Origin of the sequence: Altericista sp. CCNU0014 (genome assembly GCF_044923475.1) — a bacterium.
Classification (GTDB): Bacteria; Cyanobacteriota; Cyanobacteriia; order Thermosynechococcales; family Thermosynechococcaceae; genus JAAURS01.
In genome coordinates this window covers 2196261-2212702 of the sequence record NZ_CP137338.1, presented here as the reverse complement: position 1 = coordinate 2212702, position 16442 = coordinate 2196261, and the positions used below count along the sequence as shown (strand labels likewise).

At 49.6% G+C, this 16442-nt stretch carries 10 protein-coding genes; all 10 read left to right on the top strand.

The window, feature by feature from the left end; translation table 11 throughout:
• Window positions 1-38: 38 nt before the first annotated feature.
• Window positions 39-1988 (top strand): CHASE2 domain-containing protein, encoded by a 1950-nt coding sequence (locus R6H26_RS10815; protein WP_404790458.1) that lies wholly within the window; start codon window positions 39-41, stop codon window positions 1986-1988.
• Window positions 1989-2104: 116 nt separating this feature from the next.
• Window positions 2105-2848: a DUF928 domain-containing protein gene (locus R6H26_RS10810; protein WP_404790457.1), complete on the top strand. Its 744-nt coding sequence runs from the start codon at window positions 2105-2107 to the stop codon at window positions 2846-2848.
• Window positions 2849-2939: 91 nt separating this feature from the next.
• The gene (locus R6H26_RS10805) at window positions 2940-4835 is read left to right on the top strand and encodes a CHAT domain-containing protein (RefSeq protein ID WP_404790456.1); all 1896 of its coding nucleotides are present in this window, start codon (window positions 2940-2942) and stop codon (window positions 4833-4835) included.
• Between the two features lie 172 nt (window positions 4836-5007).
• On the top strand, window positions 5008-6084 hold the full coding sequence (locus R6H26_RS10800; RefSeq protein WP_404790455.1) for a tetratricopeptide repeat protein: 1077 nt from the start codon (window positions 5008-5010) through the stop codon (window positions 6082-6084).
• Window positions 6085-6196: 112 nt separating this feature from the next.
• Window positions 6197-9016, top strand: coding sequence for a CHAT domain-containing protein (locus R6H26_RS10795; RefSeq protein WP_404790454.1), 2820 nt, complete (start codon window positions 6197-6199; stop codon window positions 9014-9016).
• A 138-nt stretch (window positions 9017-9154) separates the two neighbouring features.
• Window positions 9155-9880 carry a hypothetical protein gene (locus tag R6H26_RS10790; RefSeq protein ID WP_404790453.1) on the top strand — a complete coding sequence of 242 codons (726 nt, stop codon included), beginning with the start codon at window positions 9155-9157 and terminating at the stop codon, window positions 9878-9880.
• Between the two features lie 270 nt (window positions 9881-10150).
• On the top strand, window positions 10151-10942 hold the full coding sequence (locus R6H26_RS10785) for a trypsin-like peptidase domain-containing protein (RefSeq protein ID WP_404790452.1): 792 nt from the start codon (window positions 10151-10153) through the stop codon (window positions 10940-10942).
• A gap of 36 nt (window positions 10943-10978) precedes the next feature.
• Window positions 10979-11275, top strand: coding sequence for a tetratricopeptide repeat protein (locus tag R6H26_RS10780; RefSeq protein WP_404791284.1), 297 nt, complete (start codon window positions 10979-10981; stop codon window positions 11273-11275).
• A 148-nt stretch (window positions 11276-11423) separates the two neighbouring features.
• On the top strand, window positions 11424-13559 hold the full coding sequence (locus tag R6H26_RS10775; RefSeq protein ID WP_404790451.1) for a peptidase domain-containing ABC transporter: 2136 nt from the start codon (window positions 11424-11426) through the stop codon (window positions 13557-13559).
• A gap of 55 nt (window positions 13560-13614) precedes the next feature.
• A complete protein-coding gene (locus R6H26_RS10770; protein WP_404790450.1) occupies window positions 13615-16359 on the top strand; it encodes a S8 family serine peptidase in 2745 nt (914 codons plus the stop codon).
• The last annotated feature ends 83 nt before the right edge of the window (window positions 16360-16442 follow it).

The following is a 16442-nucleotide window of genomic DNA, read 5'->3' as shown; positions in this document are numbered from 1 at the left end:
ATCTTAATAAACAGCTTAAATTAGCAGTAGGACCAGCGATGGGAGCATTCAGTGCCATCAAAACAGAGATCGCGACTTGGCGGCGAGGAGCGCTGCCAGGGTTAATTGTGATCATCGGCGTGATGATTGCTCGTTTGACAGGTTCGCTTCAGTTTTTGGAACTGGTGACGTTCGATCGATTTCTGCAGCTGCGTCCCCCTGAGCCAATGGATGACCGGATTGTGATTGTGGGCATCACCGAGGCAGATATTCAACGAACCAAAGCCTATCCTATTCCGGATAGGGAAATTGCCAATTTGCTGAAGCGGTTGCAGACCTACCGACCCGCTGCGATCGGACTGGATATTGTGCGCGATATTCCGGTGGAGCCAGGTCATGCTGAACTAACATCGCTATTTCGCGCTAGTCAGAATGTCATTGGAGTGGAGATTGCCCTGCCCGATCGCAGTGACTTTATCGTCGCGCCTCCTCCTGCACTGTCGCCAGAACAGGTTGGCTTCGCGGATACCGTCCTTGATATGGATGGTTATCAGCGTCGCAGCTTACTAGGTACTCACAATCCTCAGCAAGAGTATCGGTTGTCGTTCACGATTCGGTTGGCAGAACGTTATTTGGCAAAGCAAGGCATCGAGTTAGAGAATGGGATTCGCGATGCCGATGCAATGCGCTTTGGCAACACCGAGCTGACCAGAGTGCAGCCTAACTTTGGCGGCTATGTTAGAGCAGATGCTGGCGGCAATCAGATTTTGCTCAATGTTCGCAGTGGGGCAACGCCGTTTCGAGTCCTTTCGCTCGACCAGATTCAAGCGGGGCAGGTGAATCCTGCTTGGCTGCGAGGACGCATTGTGCTGATTGGGGTAATGTCTTTTAGCGCGAAAGATCTGGCAAGTTCGGGCGCGATCGCAGGCATTAATCCGGGACGGGTGTATGGAGTCGAAATGCAGGCACATGCCATCAGCCAAATCCTTAGCGCGGTGTTGGATCGGCGCCCGCTGCTGTGGGTTTGGCATGAAGGGTGGGAGTATGGGTGGATTGTAGCATGGGGACTCTTGGGCATCAGCCTGGGAGTTTTTTTGCAGTCACCCTGGAAAATGTTGTTCGGGTTGGGAGTTGCCGTTGCCAGCTTGATTGGACTCTGTTATGGATTCATGCTGATCGGTGGGTGGGTGCCAGTCGTGCCTGCCTTGCTCGTCCTCTCCCTAAATGGGATTGGGTTGACGGCAGCACTCTTTTACCGACATGAGCAAGAACTACGGCTGCGCTTAGAGGAGCGTCAGTTTGCGATCGAGCAGACCTTCAACGCAATTCACAGTGGTCCGTTGCAAACTCTGGTTGGTGTACTTAGAAAGGCTCAGGGAGAGCAAACCCCGCCGCCATTTTTGCCCGATCTACAACGCCTGAGTCTGGAACTGCGGGCAATTTATGGGTCTGTTCAACGAGAGGCGATCGCCGATGAGACGCATTTACAAATGGGCAGCGCGATCGAGTTGGCGTTACAAGCTCCCTTACATGAATTGCTTTACACAGTTTATTGCAACACGCTTGAACAAGAACTACCTTATCTCAAAACGATCGAACACAAAATTGTGCAGTTCGATCCGTTGAACACTTCGCACTTGCGGTTAGAGCACAAGCGAGGACTCTGCCGCTTTCTTGAAGAAGCGCTCTGCAATGTGGGAAAACATGCGATTGGAGCCACTCGCCTCACCGTCATTTGCACTCAGGAAGAAAATCAACAGGTGATTCGAGTGATGGATAATGGTACGGGAAAACTGTCTGATACAAAAACGCTTCGCTCGGCTGAACCGGATCGAGACAGGGAGGCAGTCCAAGATCTAAACGCTAAAATTCAATCTTCAGGGTTAGGGACGCAGTTGGCGAAGAATTTAGCCAAACAGTTAGGTGGAACGTTTCGACGCTACCCAAATCAACCGAGGGGGACAGTATGCGAGTTAATGTGGTCAGCGAAGCGGCGGTGGCTCTGGTAAGCGGTTCCCTACGCTTGCTATTTTTGCACCTTCCCGCAAACGAAGCTTGTGGGGAGTCCGCTAGTGCGATCCTGTATTGCTGATTAGTGTAGGAGATAGGTATAGGGAGGATTCAGATGATGACTCACCGATTGAAGCGTCGAACCATCTACTTTATAGGCATTGCAAATTTACTGCTGAGTGTGGCGCTCTGGATTGCTCCCGTGGCATTGGCAAAGTATCGTCCGCCTAAAACCCCTTCTGCGCCAAAAGACACCATGCCGGGTGCAAGTCGCGGCGGCTGCGAATCGAATGCATCGGTGGGATTGAGTCCCTTGGTGCCGTTTAGCCATGTGGGACAGACGAGTACTCAGCATCCGACCTTCACTTGGTTCGTACCCGATCGCTCTCCTCATCCGTTGCAATTACGCTTGTTTACCTCAACTGGACAACCGCTCTACAGAACTCAGATGCAAAGTCAACCAGGGATGATGCAGTTTTCATTACCTCAAGATCGGCCGGGATTAGCGATCGGGCAGTCTTATCGGTGGCAGGTGGTGTTGGTTTGTAATCCGAATATTTCATCAATGAATGTCGTAGCGGTGGCAGAAATCGCAGTGGTCAAACCAAGTTCTGCATTACAAACTCAACTCGCTGCCGCACAAACACCCCAACAGCGCATCGATTTGTATGCGGAGGCTGGGCTATGGTATGACGCGATCGCAGAAGCCCACAAAAGTCCTCAAAGTCAATCTGCTGTATTAGAGTTACTCGATTCTCTTGCTAGTTCGGAAGCCCAACCGTTGAAAGACTGGAGCGATCGATTGCGACAAATTAGGGCGATCAAACGAGAGCGCCAACTCCCGCAACCCAAACCCTAAGAATCCCATGAAGCTTTTCTCGCTAACACTGTTTAAATCTACTAATCGTAAGGTGCGATCGTGTTTCCTCTTTCCCCTCGCCTTTTGCCTTTTGTCTGTTCCTCTTTACATTCCTCCCTTCGCCCCACGTTTAGCGATCGCTCAAACGACCGATTCTCGTGAAGCAGAAGCTAATAAACTGTTTCAACAAGGCAAGAAACAGTATCAAACTAGTCAATTTCCAGCCGCGCTAAATTCTTGGCAACAGGCACTCCAAATTTATCGTGCTATCAAAAACCGCCGAGGGGAAGGTGGGGCACTGGGCAATCTGGGAGCTGCTTACGGCTCTCTGGGCAACTATGACAAGGACATTGAGTATTCACAACAGAGTTTAGACATTGCCCGTGAAATTAAAGACCGCCGAGGGGAAGGTGGGGCACTGGGCAATCTGGGAGCTGCTTACCTCAGACTGGGCAACTATGCCAAGGCCATTGAGTATTCACAACAATGGTTAGACATTGCCCGTGAAATTAATGACCGCCAAGGGGAAGGTTGGGCGCTCACCAACCTCGGAGTTGCGTTCTTAAAGTCTGGAAACTCAATGGAAGCTGAAAAAATGCTCGTGCAGGGAATTCAAGTTTGGGAATCAATGCGGCAAATGCTCGGCTCTAACGACGCGAATAAAGTCTCCATTTTTGAAGGACAAGCTCACACCTATCGGACTTTACAACAAATCCGAGTAGCTCAGAACAACCCAAATGCCGCTCTAGAAATTGCCGAACGGGGACGTGCTCGCGCCTTTGTCGATCTCTTGACAGAGCGCTTATCGTCAGGTGATGCCAATGCGGTCATCGCCACTGCTCCCAACCAGGATCAAATCCGCCAAATCGCCCAAGCACAGAACGCGACTTTGGTGCAATATTCCATTATCTACGACACTTTCGAGATCCAGGACAAACAAGTAAGGCGGGAATCTGCGCTCTACATCTGGGTGATTCAACCTACGGGCGAAATTACCTTCCGCCAAGTTGATCTCAAACCCCTCTGGCAACAGCACAAAGTCTCCCTAGCCAACCCAGTTATTTGCACGCAAGAATTCTTGGCTATCCGCAGTCGCAGCAGCAAGGGCTTGACCAAATGCCCACCCGACTTACCCACCCTGCATCAACTGCTGATCGATCCGATCGCCTCTCTCCTACCCAAAGACCCCAATGCCCATGTCATCTTCATTCCTCAAGGTTCCTTATTCCAAGTGCCTTTTCCTGCCCTACAAGATGCTAACGGCACTTACTTAATTCAAAAACACACTATTCGCACCGCACCCTCGATTCAAGTCCTAGCACTCACTCGACAACAACGACAGAAGTTAGCCAATCAGTCAGCTAACCGTCGCAGTAAAGCTCTAGTGCTGGGCAATCCCACTATGCCCCAGGTTTCTTTGTCCCTCGGAGAACCAAAACAAGCTTTATCACCCCTCCCCGGAGCTGAAGCCGAAGCCAAAGCGATCGCCCCCCTCCTTAACACCCAACCCATCCTTGGCGAACAAGGCACCAAAGCTGCAATCGTTCAAAAAATGCCCCAAGCATCGATTATTCACCTAGCGACGCATGGATTGCTGGATGATTTGCGGGGATTGGGAAGTGCGATCGCCCTGGCTCCTTCTGGCAAAGATGACGGCTTATTGACCGCAGAAGAGATTTTTGACATGAAACTACAAGCCAACCTAGTCGTTTTGAGTGCCTGCAACACGGGAGAAGGCAGGATTACCGGGGATGGCGTGATTGGCTTGTCGCGATCGCTGATTGCAGCAGGTGTACCCAGCGTGATTGTGTCCCTCTGGGCAGTTCCCGATGCCCCCACTGCGGAACTAATGCAGACGTTTTACTTAAACTTGCAGAAACAACCCGATAAAGCTCAGGCATTGCGGCAAACAATGTTAACCACAATGACAACCCATCCCGAACCCAAAAACTGGGCAGCATTCACACTCATTGGGGAGGCAAAGTAGAAGCTTGATGAATGGCGATCGTTCAGACAGCCCGAGACAGTTAAGCGACGACAGCCGGCAGAGCGATCGCGCTAAACCTGTGCACCTAAAACACATCCTCTCAACCCAAAATCGTCACGGAGTTTTGTTTCACTGTTGAAATCCACAAGTAGAAGTATCAGGAGGCTCTAGTATGCGATATTTATCAAGTCAATCTATTCCAGGTGTACTCATTCTCTTGGTGTTAGCACTTGCTGGTTTCCTTCAAGCTCCTCGTTTAATTTCTTCGTATCAGTTTCAAAAAGGACTTACCTCCTATGACGAAGGAGATTATCAAAAGTCTGCGTTAGCCTTTCGTCAGGTAATTAAGCACGATTCAGATAATGCAGATGCGTATTACAATTTAGGGCTGGCGCTCAACCAGGCAGGGGAACTCGATCGAGCGATCGACGCTTATCGAAAATCCCTTGAATTGACTCCTAAGAACCCAGAAGACATTCATCTCAACCTCGCTAATGCCTTGCAGAACCGCGGCAGATACGATGAAGCGATCGCGGCTTATCAAGAAGTGATTGAACTAAATCCGCGCAGTGCCAATACCCACACCAATTTAGCCGCTCTGCTCTATCAGCGAGGCGATGTTAACGGAGCAATTACAGCCGCTCGCAAAGCTATTGAATTGAAACCCAATAACGCAGAGGCGCTGATTACTCTGGGAGCGGCTTTATTGGATCGAGGACATGTGGAACAAGCTAGCACCAGGCTAAAGCGGGCGATCGAGCTTAAGCCAAATGAGGCGACGGCTCACAACAACTTAGGGTCAGCCTTGGGGCAGCAGAAGCAAGCAGACAAAGAGATTGCTGAATATCAGAAAGCAATTGAGCTAGACCCGAAGTTGGCGATCGCCCACGGTAATCTGGGAATGGCCTTATCTAGACAAGGCAAGCAAACTGAGGCTTTGGCTGCGGCTGAGAAGGCAGTAAAACTCGATGCAAAATTGTCCAAGTCTCACTATGCTCTAGGAGCAGTGCTATTAGCTCAAAATAAGCTACCTAGTGCAATCTCAGCACTGAAGCAAGCCGTTGCACTGAGCTATCACGATGCTGAGGCTCACTTTCTCTTGGGAGTTGCTTTGTCTGCCGATCGGCAGGAGCCGGAGGGGCTGGAGCATCTGAAGCGAGCAGAAGAACTCTCTAAAGCACAAGGCAAGGTGAATCTGACAAAGCAGGTTGAGCAAACGTTACGAGATATTGAGGGGGCATTATCATGACAGAGAGGATAATTCCTCCAAATTCGGATTGCGAGATGCAGGACGATCGCCTCGATCTGTCTCAGGCGATCAAACGCCAGCACCAAGAGCCGTAACCCAAACTCTAGAACCCATGAAACCTTCGCCTAGACGGATCAAATCAAGCAAACACAAGGTGCGATCGCATTTCCTCTTCACCCTCGCCTTTTGTCTTTTGCCTGTTACCTTTTGCCTGCCTCCCCACGCCCCACATTTAGCGATCGCTCAGACGATCGATGCCCGTAAAGCAGAGGGCGATCGACTATTTCGGCAAGGCACCCAACAGTATCTGACTAGCCAATACCCAGCAGCGCTGAATTCCTGGCAACAGGCACTCCAAATTTATCGTGCTATCAAAAACCGCCAAAGGGAGAGTACAACCCTAAGTAGCTTGGGCAACATTTACCGCGTTCTGGGCAATTATGACAAAGCGATTGAGTATGGGCAGCAGAGTTTAGCGATCGCTCGCGCCATTCAAAACCGTCCAGGGGAAAGTGAAGCCTTGGTCAATTTGGGACTTGCCTACCTCTTCAAGGGCGACTATGAGAAGACAATTGAGTATGGGCAGCAGAGTTTAGCGATCGCCCGCGCCATTCAAAACCGTCGAGGGGAAGCTGTGGCACTGGGCAGTTTGGGTGGCGCTTACCACTATCTGGGCAACGATGCCAAAGCGATTGAGTATGGGCAGCAGAAATTAGCCATCACCCGCGCCATTCAAGACCGCCAAGGGGAAATTGAAGCACTAAACATTTTGGGAAACGTTCATCTCTCTCTGGGCAACTATACCAAAGCAATTGAGTATGGGGAGCAGTATTTAGTCATTACTCGCGAAATCAAAAACCGCTATGGAGAGAGTGTGGCACTCGGCAATTTGGCAGGCGCTTATCTTTATCTAGGCAACTATGCCAAAGCGATTGAGTATGAGCAGCAACAGTTAGCGATCGCCCGCACCATTAAATACCGTCGAGGGGAAGCTGTGGCACTGGGCAATCTAGGAACAACTTACCGCGCTCTGGGCAACTATGCCAAAGCGATTGAATATGGGGAGCAGAGTTTAGCCGTCGCCCGCGAGATTAAAGATCCCGAAGTAGAGGGGCTGGCACTGGTCAATTTGGGAGCTGCTTACCACTATTTCGGGGACGATGCCAAAGCCATTGATTATGGAGAGCAGAGTTTAGCCATTGCTCGCGCTATTAAAAATCACTACGCAGAGGGCGAGGCACTAGGCCATTTGGGAATCGTTTACCTCGAAATGGGCAACTATGCCAAAGCCATTGAGTATACACAACAGTTTCTAGCGATCGCCCGCCAAATAAACCGCCAGGGGGAGGGTGCAGCACTGGGCAATTTGGGACTTGCTTACGGCTATTCAGGCAATAACGCCAAAGCGATCACATATATCCAGCAACAGTTAGCGATCACCCGCGAAATTAAAGATCGTGAGGGAGAGGGTCTGGCGCTCAATAACCTTGGAGTAACGTTCTTAAAAGCTGGCAACCCCACAGAGGCAGAAAAAATGCTTATGCGGGCAATTCAAGTGTGGGAATCACAACGGCAACTGCTCGGTTCAAACGACGCGAATAAAATCTCCATCTTTGAAGGACAATCCCGCACCTATCGGACGCTACAACAAGTTCGGGTAGCTCAGAATAACCCCATTGCCGCCTTAGAAATTGCCGAACGAGGACGTGCCCGCGCCTTTGTCGATCTGCTGACCCAGCGCCTATCTTCTGGTGATGCTAGTCCGGAGATCGTCCCTGCTCCGAACCAGGAGCAAATCCGCCAAATTGCCAAAGCACAGAACGCGACTTTGGTGCAATATTCCATTATCTACGACACTTTCGAGATCCAGGACAAACAAGTAAGGCGGGAATCTGCGCTCTACATCTGGGTGATTCAATCCACGGGCAAAATCACTTTCCGCCAAGTTGACCTCAAACCCCTCTGGCGGAAACACAACGCCTCTATAGCCAGCTCAATCCTTGACACTCTAGAATCCTTTCCTGTTCGTAGTCGCAGTAATGATAGCTCCATAAAACCTCAAGTCAACTTCAACTTACAGAGGCTGCATCAACTGCTGATCGATCCGATCGCCAATCTGCTCCCCAAAGACCCCAACGCTCATGTCATCTTCATTCCCCAAGGTTCCCTCTTCCAGGTGCCTTTCCCAGCCCTGCAAGATGCCAACGGCACTTACTTAATCCAAAAACACACCATTCTCACCGCCCCCTCGATTCAAGTCCTAGCATTAACCCGACAACAACGACAGAAGTTAGCCAATCAGCCAGCTAACCATCGCGGTAAAGCTCTGGTGCTGGGCAATCCCACTATGCCCCAGGTCTCTTTGTCCCTTGGAGAACCGAAACGAGCCTTATCGCCCCTGCCTGGAGCCGAAGCCGAAGCCAGAGCGATCGCCCCTTTCCTTAACACTCAAGCTATTACAGGCGCTCAAGGCACCAAAGCTGCAATCGTTCAAAAAATGCCTCAAGCCTCGATGATTCACTTGGCAACGCATGGATTACTGGATGATGTACGCGGGTTGGACAGTGCGATCGCCCTGGCTCCTTCTGGCAAAGATGACGGCTTATTGACCGCAGAAGAGATTTTTGACATGAAACTACAAGCCAACCTAGTCGTATTGAGTGCCTGCAACACGGGAGAAGGCAGGATTACCGGGGATGGCGTGATTGGCTTGTCGCGATCGCTGATTGCAGCAGGCGTACCCAGTGTGATTGTGTCCCTCTGGGCAGTTCCCGATGCACCGACCGCCGCTTTGATGCAGACGTTTTATAAAAACTTGCAAGAGAATCCAAATAAAGCGCAGGCACTTCGACAGGCAATGTTGACAACGCTGAAAACTCATCCTCAACCGCGAGATTGGGCGGCCTTCACGCTGATTGGGGAAGCAGAGTAAAACTGCTAAGAATGACGATCGCGATTGATTAGGGTTGGCTTGCGCGTTGCAGTAGAACTAGGCGATCGCAGTTAGTAGATAGTGAAAAATCAACTCAAAGTTTTACATTATTCTTGAATAAGTAGCGATGGAAAGACCATGCAAATCTTAGTAGATGCACCAACCAAATTAGTTATACAGATCTGGGACGTTGAATATTCAAAACCTGGAAAAACAGTCAACATCGCTCTCCTCGTAATATTTGTGGTCATCTTTTTATACTCATTCAACATAAATGAGGGAGATGTTTTAACTGCTCTATCGATGGCCTCATATGGCAGTAGTCCCATTTTCGTGATAAATCATTTTTGGCTGGGCAGACAAAATAAGTTCTTCACTTTCGATCGGTCACTCAAAAAATTGGTAGTGGAGCGACAAAATAGTTTTACATTTAAATTAACGTGCCTGCTGGGAATATTCCTGATTATATTTTTTACACTAAGCTACTTAAGCAAAATAAAATATATAAATTTTGTTAATGTTGTCTATATTCCTTTTTTTGCTCTCCTAATGTTAGGCTCTACGACTTTACTTGTGTTTGGGTTATTCAACCGATTGTTTAACAGACTAATAATAAAGTTAATCAGGCAGCAATATCTTTTTGCATCTAAAGTTAAGGTTAGCGAGTATTGGTTGTGCCATATCAATGACGTAAAAATTCAATGCTCAAGAACAGTTGGTAGCTATGGAATTGTTTCTGAGCATTGCAAGATTATATTGTTAGGTGCGCTACACGTTGAAATAGAAAATGACTTCGATGAAGGATGTAGTGAGAAGTTAGCGCAATATCTAGCCGATCGGATTAAAGTTTTTTTGGCTAAATAGTATAATTCCTCTCTGCTGTCCAGAAAAACTGCATTGCTGAATGTAGGTATGATTCTGACTGTAGGGGTAGTACCTTGTGCTTCTTCAAATTGCACTTTCCCGCAACCACGCTTACGTGCTTCCTACCATACAGTTTGTGAGTAGAACGAGTGTCTTCTCAGCCCATCTTGCTTAAGCTTTGAATCAAGAACTCAAGGCTCTTGAATACATTGAACAACCTCATCTCAAGTTTAAGCTAAATCATTTCACAATTACATAGGAGAACCATCAATGAAACTGGTATCCAAGACTTTTACGGCATTAAACACCCTTGCGATCGCAGTTGGTTTCACTCATTCAGCCTTTGCTCTCGATCCAGTTACTCTCTATCAGCGATCGAGTCCTGCCGTGGTTTCGATCGCCGCTCAAAATGGCAAAGCTTTTAATTATGGCAGTGGATTTATCACCAATCCTAAAGGTTTCATTCTAACCAATAACCCTGTAGTCGGCAAGAATCAGCAGGTCGCAGTCAAGCTAGCTGACGGCTCCATTTACGCAGGCATTGTAGTGTCTCGCAGTGCTGAGGTTGACTTAGCACTCATCCAAATTCGCCCTAAAAAGACGCTTCCAAGTTTGAGAATGCAAGCCGTGCCACCCAATATTGGGCAAAAAGCCTACGCAATCGGCGATCCAAAGGGCTTAGAGAGAAGCCTCAGCGATGGCATTGTCAGCCGCATTGATGGTAGGGGACTGATTCAATATACCGCAACCGGCAGCTTTGGGAGTTCTGGTGGGCCGCTGCTAGATGAGGACGGTTGGGTTATTGGAATTGTTGCGGGAGGGAATCCTGGCACAAATCTCAATTTTGCCATCCCCGCTGCCGCCATCAATAGCCTACCAGGAAAGCGAGGTAATGCAGCTCTACAACGCCAACAAATTGGACACTACACCTTGGCAAGCAATCTCCAGATCAGACAAGGTAACTATCAGAAAGGAATAGAGATATTGAACGAAGGAATTCGTCGCTATCCAAACAATGCGCTTCTCTACTCAAATCGAGGTGCCGCTAAAACCCTTTTATGAGACTACCAGGGCGCGCAAAGCGACTACACCCGCTCCATCCAGCTTAGCCCGACCTCAGTAGCGTATAGTAACCGAGCCAAGGTTTATGCCGCTTTAAAGCAGCAGCAGCAAGCCCTTCAAGATTTCACTGAAGCCATCAGAATCAATCAAGGTTGGGGCGGAAGCAATATTGGAGCAGCGTTCTACAGTCGCGGTAAGCTTCAGGCTCAACTGGGTAACAACAAGTCTGCAATTTCAGATTTCAAGAAAGCCGCTCAGTTTTACCAACAGATTGGTAATTCAGACCGCTATCGGGCTGCCCTCGATCGGATCGCGTTAATCAGCACTCAGTAGAGGGCGATCGCAACTGAGCAATTGCAAGAATTCTTCCTCGCTGTAAACACGACTCAAAAACCTCAAACTTCTGCAAAAGACCTCAAACTTCTGTATCGTCCTCAGTCCGTTGCAAGCACCCTGGGCTGTCAAATCATAGGTAAACTACATGGTTGCCCAAACAGAAATTTACACCTATCCCTATGTGTTTAGCCTCAACAGTGCTGCTGCTTGCCTAACAATGGTGACACAACACTTGCAAACTCCCACGCCGCTCAAGCAACTGCAACGGCAGATCCAAGGACAAACGACTCAAAATTTGGCAGCAGCGGCTGAAACGATCGGGCTTCAGCTGCATCACATTCAGCAAGTCAGTTGGGCTGGACTCGATCTACTTTCGTTTCCAGCGTTGCTGCATTGGCGGCAAGAACACTGGATTGTAGTGTATGAGGTGAATGGCGATCGGATGGTGATTGCTGACCCGCTCAATCGCCACCAGCAATGTGAGAGTATGCCGCGCGAAATAATTGAAGCCGTTTGGGATGGGCAACTGTGGCTGATGGAACCCATACCCAAAGCTGAATCGTTTAATCTGCGTTGGTTCGTCCCCGCCGTGTGGCACCATCGCAAACTTTTAGGAGAAGTGCTGTTAGCTTCGCTGGTGCTGCAAGTGTTGGGGCTGGCAACCCCAATGTTGACGCAGGTAATCATTGACAAGGTGATCGTACATGAAAGTTTATCCACACTGCATGTGGTCGCGATCGCGCTCCTCGGTGTGGGCATTTTTGAAGCCATTCTAGGTGTGATTCGCTTGTTCGTCTTTACACATACGGCACGTCGGCTCGATTTAAGTTTGTCATCGCAGCTCTTTCGCCATTTGTTAGAGCTACCCTTAGCTTACTTTGAGGCGCGTCGCGTTGGAGATACGGTAGCGCGGGCGCAGGAATTAGAGAATATTCGCCAGTTTCTCACGGGAACCGCTTTGACAGTAGTGATTGATGCTGTTTTCATCTTTGTCTACTTAGGCTTAATGCTGTTTTACAGTCCCAAATTAACCTTGGTCAGTTTGGCAGTAATTCCAGCCCTAGTCGGACTAATGTTGTTCACCACTCCCCTTTTGCGAACCTGGCTGAATGAGTCATTTAATCGCCACGCTGATAGCCAGTCCTTTCTAGTCGAGACAGTTTCAGGCATTCATGCGATCAAAGCGCACGCGGCTCAGTTGGCAACGCGAGAACGCTGGGAGGGCTTGTTTGCTCGCTACGTGCGGACTAGTTTTCGCGCCTCTACCTTGTCAAATGTCGATGGTCACATGGGTGAGTTCCTCATCCATCTCTCCGAACTTCTCATCCTCTGGTTCGGAGCCATGTTGGTGATAGAACATCATCTGACGATCGGGCAGTTAGTCGCGTTTCAAATGCTGTCAGGCAAAGCGATCGCGCCTCTTCTCCATCTAGCTCAACTGTGGCAAAGTTTTCAGCAAGTGTTGCTGTCAGTCGATCGCATTGGGGACATTCTCAATGAGGCACCAGAAGCAGTAACAGACACCGGGTTAGTGCTACCACCCATTCAGGGCCAAATCAGTTTCGACCAACTATTTTTCCGCTATCAGCCAGACCTGGAAGATGTGCTAAAAGGCATTTCGATCGATCTGAAGCCGGGTATGTTTGTGGGCATTGTGGGCCGTAGTGGCTCTGGCAAAAGCACATTGTCAAAGCTAATTCAACGCTTGTATCAACCTCGATCGGGACGAATCCTACTCGATGGTTTTGACATTAAAGGTGCCCATCTAGGGTCTTTACGTCAACAAATTGGAGTTGTATTACAGGACGATTTTCTCTTCAATGACACGGTTTTCGACAACATCACATTTAACAATTCTGACATCCCACTCGAACAAGTTGTTGAGGCTGCAAAGATGGCGGTAGCCCATGACTTCATTTCGGAACTGCCTCAAGGCTATGAAACGTCGATCGGAGAACGCGGCACTGGGCTGTCAGGTGGACAACGGCAACGCTTAGCCCTAGCACGAGTCTTCCTCTCGAAGGCACCACTTTTAATTCTTGATGAAGCGACCAGTGCCTTGGACAGCGAAACTGAACGCCAGATCGTACAGAATTTGCAGCGAGTTCGCAATGGGCGCACCGTGTTGATGATTACCCACCGCTTTGCGCCGCTCAAATACGCGGATCGGATTCTAGTGCTAGAAAAAGGGGTGCTGATCGAGCAGGGTTCGCATCAGGAATTATTGCAGCAACAGGGCGCCTATTGGGCGTTACATCAACAGCAGCAAGCAGCAGTTTAACGTTACGTTCTATTTTTTACCGTTAATAACCAACATCTTACATTGGAGAACCACCATGAACCGCAATGCTTACTCTGAACAACAAGCTCATGCCAGTTTTCAACCTCGATCTCCGCAACGTGCGATCGAGTCAACTCAGCTTGGTCAGCCTGTCCATCACAGTAGTTCGAGCAGCGATTTGAGTTCTAAATGGTTGAATAAAGCAAGTAGCTGGGTTGCTGACAAATTTCAAATCGTACAGACTTTTATGAATGGTTCGGGAGATGCGATTCTCCAAAAGAGAGGCTACGCTAACGCACCCGATCGGATTCTTCCCGCTTTGAAAGCAACTGTAAAACCAGAACTATCTCAGGTCGATCGAGCAAATCAACCGCTTGTCGGTGTGATTGATGCAGGGTTTGGCACCGATGAGCATGGTAGCAAAATGGTTGCAGCGATTCAGAAAGAGAATCCGCAGGCAAAAATTTGGCAGGGGGGCGGTGTTGGGACAGGGGGCGCTTTAGCGTCGCTCACTGAGTTTGTTAATGTGGCTAAGGCAACAGGACAACGTGCAGTAGCAAACCTCAGCTTCGACCTAACCGAAGTGCACCCAGACGGCAGCAGCTCGACTCGCACTCAACTGACAGCTGAAGAACAATCTGCCCTAGCCTATGCCCGTGACAGTGGGGTGTTAGTGGTCGCATCATCCGGCAATCAAGGTGGGGCAATGTCTGCTTTGGGGCAAGCTTCTCAAGCATCTGACAATTTGATTGTAGTCGGTGCGGCAAATGAGAGCGATCGCGCTTCCTACTCCAGCTATGGCAATGGCTTAGATCTGGTTGCAGACGTGGGTGCTGCGGGAACCTCATCGGCGGCGGCAACCGTAACGGGCACGATCGCCAATATTTGGAGCGCCAATCCAGAGTTGAGCGGTCAACAAGTGAATCAAATTCTTACCGCCACAGCCATCGATTTAAAGACTTCTGGCTGGGATGCTGAAACGGGTGCGGGGTTGCTAAATTCAACAGGTGCGATCGAGCTGGCAAGAAGCACCACTCCTGCGCTAACCGTATTTTCTGGAGATCGACTAATGCAGCGAGTGTCTGGATCTTTGGGTAGCGCAACCTGGGAAAGTCGGGATGGCGCTGTAGCAAGGGAACGAACAACTGGCTTTGGCACTTGGTTGAAGGACAACGCCCACGGCATTTTGGATGTAGCCGGATTTATTCCAGTCGTAGGAGCGGTAGCCGATGTTGCCAATGCTGGCTTATACGCTGCCGAAGGTGATTATGCGAATGCCGCACTATCTGCTGCTGCTGCCGTTCCCGGTGTCGGTGATGCTGCCGCAGCCGTAAAGCTGGCCAATCGCGGCGTGCAGGCAGTACAGGCTGCCAATCGAGGGACACGCACCACACGAAGTGCTACCGCTAGAGCGATCCCTAGTCGGAGAAGTCCTGACCGATCGCCTGTTCCTGCGGCGCGTCCCACTGCTTCCGGACGGCGGCGACCTGCACCCGATCGTCCTGGTTCATCCGGAACACTGAGAAGACCTAGTTCAGTCAGACGGGAAAGACAACCTGTCGCCGTATCGAGTGGAAGACCGTCCGTCAAACCGCAGGAACGCAAACCAGTCGTAGGAACGGGTAGCCGACCTGCCACCAGACGACAAGCAGACCATCAACCCGGACTGGGCACTGCGAGAAGGCCACGATCGCAACGCCCCGAAAGCAATCCCGGATCGTCACCCAGTCGATCGACGCAACCAACGGGTCAGATTACGATCCGTCGAGGCGATACGCTTTGGGAAATTGCTGAGAGGAATCTGGGTAGTGGCACTCGCTGGCGCGAACTACGCAAACCTGATGGCAGTTCTTTTACAGAACGGGATGCCCGTCGTTTGCAACCTGGAGAATCAGTGCGGCTTCCTGACCCTCAGCCTCGCCAAACACCTACGCAGTCGCCTTGGTCGCCTCCTCCGCGAAAGACACCCGATCTGACGCCTTACATTCATACTACCGATGATCGTAAATATGCCCTAGACCCTGTAGTACTGTCGCGCTTAGACGAAATTCGCCAGGGAGAGAGCTTATCAGAGTTTGCTAAACGGATAAGAACCAGGATGCGGGACAACAATAAATCGCCAGCAGGTGGCGGCAAAGGTTCTAGCGGTGGGTTGCTCCCCGATCGACTATTCTCCCCTGACCAATCTAGAGGTAATGAAATTTTAACTTCACCTTATTGCTCTCTCGAAAGAGATCCAGCGAGTATTAACAGAAGTGACGATACTACTACCCAGAGAACCCAAGGGCTTATTCCTGATGCGCAAGGTAGACTGCGTGACCCCCAAGGTCGTTTTGGAAAAGATCCAAGTAAACCCAAAGACGATCTCGATCGTAAAGCAAGAGCACATGCTTCAAAGACCCGTCGAGAAAGCTTTAGAAGAGAAGCGCTCAACACTATCAACAGAGCGCGTGGATCTCATCCATTACAGTTCCTTGTTGACGAACATGGAAAATGGCGCACTTCAGATTCTCAGTCGGAAGAGTTAGGTATACAAGCAGGTCATCTCACGAGTAATCACAGTTTAGCGACAGGAAATTACCACAATGAAGCACCAGAAAGATTTGCTTTGGAAGATGCTTTGTTTAACTGGATGGACTCTAAGGCAGAAGGGGGCGGAGCAATACATGAAAAGAGTGCCATTGAGATTGGCGGTCTCCCTGTCGAAAAGGAAACCGCAGAAATGTGGGAGAAGATTGGTTTAATTCCAAAAGGGACTGTTGCAAATGCACGCCCACACTCCGGATGGACTCGCCCATAGTGAACAGCAGTAGGGTGGAAATGCACATTGTACAACCGAGATTAAAACTCAACGCTTTGAGCAAATTTGTCGGAGTTTCGAGT

Bases quoted from the DNA above. Each gene is read 5' to 3' on its own strand.
- R6H26_RS10815 (WP_404790458.1), top strand. From the start codon at position 39: ATGGGAGCATTCAGTGCCATCAAAACAGAGATCGCGACTTGGCGGCGA.
- R6H26_RS10810 (WP_404790457.1), top strand. From the start codon at position 2,105: ATGATGACTCACCGATTGAAGCGTCGAACCATCTACTTTATAGGCATT.
- R6H26_RS10800 (WP_404790455.1), top strand. From the start codon at position 5,008: ATGCGATATTTATCAAGTCAATCTATTCCAGGTGTACTCATTCTCTTG.
- R6H26_RS10795 (WP_404790454.1), top strand. From the start codon at position 6,197: ATGAAACCTTCGCCTAGACGGATCAAATCAAGCAAACACAAGGTGCGA.
- R6H26_RS10790 (WP_404790453.1), top strand. From the start codon at position 9,155: ATGCAAATCTTAGTAGATGCACCAACCAAATTAGTTATACAGATCTGG.
- R6H26_RS10785 (WP_404790452.1), top strand. From the start codon at position 10,151: ATGAAACTGGTATCCAAGACTTTTACGGCATTAAACACCCTTGCGATC.
- R6H26_RS10775 (WP_404790451.1), top strand. From the start codon at position 11,424: ATGGTTGCCCAAACAGAAATTTACACCTATCCCTATGTGTTTAGCCTC.
- R6H26_RS10770 (WP_404790450.1), top strand. From the start codon at position 13,615: ATGAACCGCAATGCTTACTCTGAACAACAAGCTCATGCCAGTTTTCAA.